We start from the raw sequence: 6080 nt of genomic DNA, 5'->3' as shown, positions 1-6080 counted from the left end.
CTCCGGCTTCCTTCAGATTCCGAGTCGCCTCGGACACCCTTGCTTTTGGCTAATGGCTACAACGATCTTCGCCATTTGGGACTTGAACCCTAGAGCGTATGCACATGCCGGGCACACCTAAAAAAGTTCCCTGAAAGGAGTATTCAGGGAACTCAATTATTATTGCAGATCGTTGTCCGGCTCCTGTTCAAAATCTATGCCGATCATTCGTTGTACACGGGTTGGATAGTCTGTAATAATGCCGTCAATATCGTATTTTAATACTTCCCGAATGTTTCTCGGGGTGTTTACTGTCCACACCCACACTTCCCGGTCCTGGCTGTGAGCAGCTTCAACAAATCGTTCAGTGAGCATTGTCTGTCTGATCGCATAAAAATCGACATCAAGCGTATCCAGATCTCCTGCGGCTAAATACAAGATTTGGCCAATTGTAATATCAGGGTTCAGCTGACGAATCTCTCTTAATGGCCTGTTTTCAAAAGCCTGAACGTAAGCTGTGTCTTCCATTTCAAATTCCTCAACCAGTTTTACGATTCCTTCAGCCATTTCGCGACTTCTGTCCAAATCGTTTATTTTTATATCTATAATTATGTTTGCATTAGAATCCTTCATTAGTTCCAATGCTTCCCGAAGAGAGGGAACGGTTTCTCCAGCGAATTCGTCTGAATAGAGCGTGCCAATATCGACTTGGGTCGCTTCTTCAAATGTCATCTCTTCGACTCTGTCAGGCACTCCGGCGACCCGTTCAAACGTCTCGTCATGATTTAAAACAAGCTTATCATCAGCGGTTAACATCACATCTATTTCTACTGCATCAACTCCCTGATCCAGGGCCGCTTGCATACTGCTTATGGAATTTTCCGGAGCCGCATGTAAATCTCCCCGGTGGGCCGCCACTTCTACATTCCATTTTAAATAAACGATATTATCAGCCACCGTATAATTGATAAAAAAGACAGAAGTGACATAGACCATAATAACTCCTGCAAGGGTGTATTTCTTTTTTGTGAAAAATCCGGCCACTCTGTTTTCAAATAGATTTAATTTTTTTGCAGGTTGAATGGATAAATCATCCTGGACCGGGTAACCTTGATTCTGTTTAAAATGAAAAAATAATCTTGTCAGAATAATGATGTTTACCGGGATAATTAAAAGTGAAAACAGCACAGCCATAAAGCTTGAAAAGGCAACCAGGTAGTTTTCAATAATTCTGCTTATGAGACCAAGGTCAATAATACCAGGCAAATAGGCTAGAAAAGTCATGACCAGAAACCCTGCCAGGAATGCAAGCAGATTAAGTAAAAGAAGGTTAAAAAGAATTTTGAGTTTATTGCTTTTAGTCATTTTCCAGCTGTTTTTCATAGCTTTCCAGACCGTTTTTTTCTCAATAAAAATAAAGTAGATCGTAAAAATCAGCCGGATGAAAAAGAAAACCACTGTCAGGAAAGCAAGAAAATAAAGGAACATGACAAAGTTTGACGTACTATAAAATAGGCCGGTGACAAGAATAGGCCAATTAATATCGAGTAAAGCCGGGAATACGGGCGAATCAAGAAAAGGAATGATAAGTAAAAAGACAAATATCATCTGAATGATCCCGAAACCGAATAATGCGGGCAGTTTTTTTACTGCGGTCACAAAAGCATCCGAAACGGTAATGTGCTTTTTAAAATAGGTCTGTTGAGCAATTATGATCATAACGCCAAATTCCACAAATAGGATAATGACTGTCAAAAAACTTATCAGCATAACCCCTGTCATTCCGGCGGTTGTTAATCCAAGCCGGTATACTTCAGCATTAAGGAGAGAACCTGTTCCTAAAGCTTTCAGTATTCTGTTAAATATAAAAGAAATGAGCGGCAAAAAAAGCACGCTTGTTATAAGCATATATATAAGAGCAAAAGAAAGATGCCGCTTGTAGGAATGACGAAAATCACTAAGTCCTCTATTTAAGATGTCGAACATATAATCACCTGTCATCTGTTAATTGAAAGTATCTACTTAATTTAAAAGTTTTCGGGTGGAAAATCAATGGATTTCCTAAATGGAAATGTACCGGTTACGGCTGCTTTCTCTTTCTATACCTTGCTGATAAAATTCATAAACTTTTGCGGTTTCTACACGGGGTTGAGCCCTCTTTTTTATTTTTTCGCCCTATCGAAGGAAAATAAAAGAACGGGTACGAAGTCCCGTTCTTTTAATAAGTCTATGAAGTTAAATTGCTTAATTCAATACTCTTATTTGTACTGATCGCCTTCCGAATGATAGAGCATCTGAGCGGTCAGCCATAAAAATATCAATTTTGTTTCCTCTGATTGCTCCGCCGGTATCTGCTGCTAAAAATGTACCGTAGCCTTTCACTTCAACACGGGATCCTAGAGGAATGACGCTTGGGTCAACCGCTATGACTCTCGCATCAGGATTTGCTTTTAAATCAATTCCTGTTCTCGTTACGCCTGAGCAGCCTGTGCATGATGCCGTATAAGCTGTAGCAGAGAAGGTTTTCCAGCTTCCTTCTTCTGAACTGGATGAATCATCAGAACTGCTGGACCCCCGGCTGCTTAATGAACCTGAACCGGAGCCAGAAGAATTACTGGCATTAGAGTTACCTGAGCTGTTCGAATTCGAAGATTGTTTTTCTTCTTTTTCAGCTTTTGCTTTGGCTCCTTCTTCAGCCTTGCGGGCGGCTTCCTCTTCTGCTTTACGTGCTTCTTCCTCAGCTTTCGCCTGAGCTTCTTCCTGGGCTTGACGGGCTTGTTTTTCAGCTTTCGCCTGAGCTTCTTCTTCCGCTTGGCGGGCTTGTTTTTCAACTTCCGCCTCTGCTTCGCTATTAGCCTCGCGTGAAGCTTCTTCTTCAGCTTTTGCCTCGGCCTCGGCTTTAGCTTGTGTGGCTTCTTCTTCGGCTTTTGCCTGAGCCTCTGCTTCAGCCTGGCGCGTGGCTTCTTCTTCAGCTTTTACCTCGGCCTCTTCTTTAGCCTTGCGGGTGGCTTCTTCTTCCGCTTTACGGGCTTCTTCCTGACGGCGGATTTCTTCTCTGATCCGCTCAAGAATGTCAGCTTCCTGGGCAGCAAGGTCCTGATCTTCATCTATCAACTGATCGATCAGCTTTTTCTGCTCAGCTTCATTTTCCTTAACGCTATCTCTTAACTGGCTGGTTTCTTTGCGCTGGTGATCAAGGTCAGAATGCAATTCTTCAAGCTCTGCCGCCTGGGTATCAAGCTTTATAAGTACCTTTTCATGTTCACCTTGCGACTTTTCCAGCTCCCGCTGGTTAATTTCAAGCTGTTCGATAAAATCACTGTCAGCTTTAGCAATTTGAGTAATCGTAAATAATCGGGTTATAAAGTCACCAAAGTTTTCAGATCCTAAAATGACTTCAATATAAGAAGCACTTCCGCTTCCATTCTTCTGGTAAGAGCTTGCCCGGTCCTTTAATAACTCGAAACGGTGATCGATATCGCTTTGGAGCCGCTCAATATTGGTCTCCAATTCATCAATCTTTGCCTCGTTTTCAGCTATTTCTTCTTCTGTCCTAACGAGCCTCTCCTCATTTTCCCCGATTGCCTCATTAAGCTCCAGAAGTTGACCTGTCAGCGTTTCCAGCTCCTGAACTAAGTCAACAAGCGCGGTTTCAGCATCTGAAAGTTCAGATTGGATTTCCTCGCGTTCCTGCTGAATCTGCTCCTGTTCATTCTCAAGCGCTTCATTAGCAAAGACACCTCCGGCCAGTAACATATGGCCCATACCGGTGAACATCGCCAGTGTTATGAACTTTTTAAGCACCCCGAGCCCCCCTAAAGAGTAGTAATATTCAATTTTAAATGCTGCATTTAATCTATGTCTATTGTCTTACACATTCCAAACAATACCAGACTATCATAACAGGTTTGTAATAGAAATATTATATTTGTGTTTCAAACCAAGTAATTTGACAGATTTACGACATTTCCCTGAAATAAAGTAACTTCCATTTAATGGGGGGTCTTAATGGGGGGTCTGACCCCTTTGTGAATTTAGTTGTAAGTTTTTTGTCTGAGTTGAGAGTTTGTAAGTCTTTTGAAATGAGGTGAATTAAAACGGGTCTTGGGAAGCAGGCCTGATTAGAGAGTAAAGTAGGTGACACATATAAAGGGGAAAACACAAAAAGGAGAAAACAGAGAGCAATCTGAATGCATTATAAAAGGGACCCCTTAGTCTATCTTTCAGGGTCCCACTTAGTGCCTTATGCTATTGTTATTCATGAAGGCTGTTGTGATACTCATGAGCCAGTTCAAATATTGTCAGCTCGTACAATTGACGGCCGTCTGACGATTTATAGCACCCTGATTGTATGAGGTGCTGTATGATGTCTTCTTTAGAGTCATCATTATGATCTTGCTCATATTCTTTCATTCCACTTTCCTCCTTTGGAATAAAGAATTTTTGACTTCTCACCGCTGAGAAAACTAAAATGCCTGAGTTAAACAAGCGAAAAAAATTCTTTCTTTAATGCGTATTTCTCTAATTCACTTTTCAATATAAGATAATCAGTCAATTTTTTAGTATAGACGTTGAAACAGTCTTTGTTTCTTTGATCGAGTGCCAGATCCAGCTTGTATTTCAAATGATTGATATGTAACTCAATATCAAGCATAGTTACCAGCTTTTTATCATTTAAATAGTTGACTAACTCTTCATGGGCAATAAAGCCGCACTTCTTCCCGTTCACTGCTGCCATAAAAAACCATCCCGCATCTTTAAAAAGTTTGCATTCATTTGTCACTTCTATGACATCACCTGCATTTATTTGCAAAGTGGCTGAGGGTGCCCCTTTTCGGCATAAACAATTAACAACATGAGAAAACTTAAGCAGAGAAATATAATAGCCGACCATATTCTTCCTCCTCCTCAAGAAAAAATACATTGGTGATTGAAAAACTCACACCTATTAGCGCTAAACTGCTTTCTCAAGTACCTTATAAATAGAACACCACGAACGTTTTGCATAAAAGACAGGGATAGAGCGGCTCTTCGCTTTATCTTTTATAACCTTTGCGAGATTATGATTGACGAAATCCGTTAAAACAAGAATACAGTTGATATTTTCAGGGATTTCTTTCTTTACCATTTGAACTTTTCTTCCATTAATATGCATGATTTCATTAAATCCCATAGTTGATAATTTATTTGGAATCTCGCCTAAGTAATCTGCTCCGACAACAAGTAATGAACGCATAAGATTCGCCTCCTAATGAGTTTAGAGTATTGTGTTAGTTGAGAATGATTATCATTATCTTTAATGTTAGTTTAATTGAAAATGATTCTCAATGTCAATACCTGTTTTCTCACTGGAAACATCTGGGGGGTCTGACCCCTTAAATTGGTCTGTACTCATTTGAGGCGCTGCAGATCAGTAAATTGGAATTGTTTTTATTATTTTAGCCAGTTTCAATGATGTACGGTTTCTTTGAAGTACTGAATGCCCTCTCTTTTAATACACTATTTTTTGTTTTCTCAAACCAAATAATTTTAAATTAATGATAAGAGTAAGTCTTAGAAGGCTATTGAGGCTGGGCACGACGTGATGATCATGATCTCAGTCTTTTGTTTTCTCAGTAAAACTCTATTTAAAAGGAGAGTCAAACTACCCTGGAGTTTTAAACGATGGGTCCCACAAAGCCAATGGAATACAACTTTTATGTTATATAAAAAACACCCTGTGCGGGTGTTCAAAAAGCTAATAAAAACGAAAGAGATATAAGGACAACAGAAATATAGAAAAGAATTTCAAACCACGGTTTCCTTGAACTGTTCATTAAATTAACCGCTCTGTATCCGCATCGTGCAATAACGATCACCCAGGCAATCTGTATGAGCAAATCAGGAAATACCATCCCATCCCTCCTCTAACTAAATTACAATCAGTGTGTATATATTTATGCACACTAGGTTTAGTCTTAGTATAAAAATTATTTCCAGTTAATGGGGGGTCTGACCCATAACGATTGCACGTAAGTAAAATAAATACACCAATGTTAATATATGTAAACAATATTTTGGGTTAATTTTAAAAAAAGGCGGACGAGGCATATAACGACCTT

The 6080-nt window shown here is 39.8% G+C and carries 6 protein-coding genes; all 6 read right to left on the bottom strand.

What is annotated here, in order from left to right; genetic code table 11:
• Positions 1 to 159: 159 nt before the first annotated feature.
• Entirely contained in the window at positions 160 to 1965 is a 1806-nt protein-coding gene (locus K8O68_RS15505; protein ID WP_230897756.1) for a glycerophosphodiester phosphodiesterase family protein, read from the bottom strand.
• Positions 1966 to 2223: 258 nt separating this feature from the next.
• On the bottom strand, positions 2224 to 3783 hold the full coding sequence (locus K8O68_RS15500; protein ID WP_230897755.1) for a PcsB-like coiled-coil domain-containing protein: 1560 nt from the start codon (positions 3781 to 3783) through the stop codon (positions 2224 to 2226).
• Between the two features lie 450 nt (positions 3784 to 4233).
• The gene (locus tag K8O68_RS15495; protein ID WP_230897754.1) at positions 4234 to 4392 is read right to left on the bottom strand and encodes a Fur-regulated basic protein FbpA; all 159 of its coding nucleotides are present in this window, start codon (positions 4390 to 4392) and stop codon (positions 4234 to 4236) included.
• A 67-nt stretch (positions 4393 to 4459) separates the two neighbouring features.
• Positions 4460 to 4873, bottom strand: coding sequence for a hypothetical protein (locus K8O68_RS15490; protein ID WP_230897753.1), 414 nt, complete (start codon positions 4871 to 4873; stop codon positions 4460 to 4462).
• Positions 4874 to 4933: 60 nt separating this feature from the next.
• Positions 4934 to 5215 carry a DUF2325 domain-containing protein gene (locus K8O68_RS15485; RefSeq protein ID WP_093053940.1) on the bottom strand — a complete coding sequence of 94 codons (282 nt, stop codon included), beginning with the start codon at positions 5213 to 5215 and terminating at the stop codon, positions 4934 to 4936.
• A gap of 493 nt (positions 5216 to 5708) precedes the next feature.
• The gene (locus tag K8O68_RS15480) at positions 5709 to 5873 is read right to left on the bottom strand and encodes a hypothetical protein (RefSeq protein ID WP_230897752.1); all 165 of its coding nucleotides are present in this window, start codon (positions 5871 to 5873) and stop codon (positions 5709 to 5711) included.
• Positions 5874 to 6080: the final 207 nt, after the last annotated feature.

The organism is Salipaludibacillus sp. CUR1 (assembly GCF_021028955.1).
Taxonomy (GTDB): Bacteria; Bacillota; Bacilli; order Bacillales; family Salisediminibacteriaceae; genus Salipaludibacillus.
The sequence above is the reverse complement of the archived record's forward strand: the minus strand, read 5'-3'. Positions and strand labels throughout refer to the sequence as shown.

Bases quoted from the DNA above. Each gene is read 5' to 3' on its own strand.
- K8O68_RS15485 (WP_093053940.1), bottom strand. From the start codon at position 5,215: ATGCGTTCATTACTTGTTGTCGGAGCAGATTACTTAGGCGAGATTCCA.
- K8O68_RS15505 (WP_230897756.1), bottom strand. From the start codon at position 1,965: ATGTTCGACATCTTAAATAGAGGACTTAGTGATTTTCGTCATTCCTAC.
- K8O68_RS15490 (WP_230897753.1), bottom strand. From the start codon at position 4,873: ATGGTCGGCTATTATATTTCTCTGCTTAAGTTTTCTCATGTTGTTAAT.
- K8O68_RS15495 (WP_230897754.1), bottom strand. From the start codon at position 4,392: ATGAAAGAATATGAGCAAGATCATAATGATGACTCTAAAGAAGACATC.
- K8O68_RS15480 (WP_230897752.1), bottom strand. From the start codon at position 5,873: ATGGTATTTCCTGATTTGCTCATACAGATTGCCTGGGTGATCGTTATT.